The following is a 234-nucleotide window of genomic DNA, read 5'->3' on the forward strand; positions in this document are numbered from 1 at the left end:
CGCCAAAAGCGGCGCCGAGACTGCGCAGGAACTGCACCGTGGAGGTGTAAGCCCCCAACTGCTCCACCGGCGCGCTGTTCTGGGCAAAGACCAGCGTGGTGGTTGCCGTCAGCCCCATCCCCAGCCCGACCATCACCTGCCCGGCACCGAGCCCCGGCCAGACCGCCCAATACAGCCCGGCCGCCACGCTCGAACAGCCGAGCATCAGCAGCAGCATGCCGCCGACCGCCATCG

At 69.7% G+C, this 234-nt stretch carries 1 pseudogene; it reads right to left on the bottom strand.

What is annotated here, in order from left to right:
• Positions 1 to 217, bottom strand: a pseudogene (locus AC0L3U_RS40270) (hypothetical protein); the annotation flags it as partial.
• Between the last annotated feature and the right edge of the window lie 17 nt (positions 218 to 234).

This window comes from Bradyrhizobium sp. Kon69, assembly GCF_055807515.1.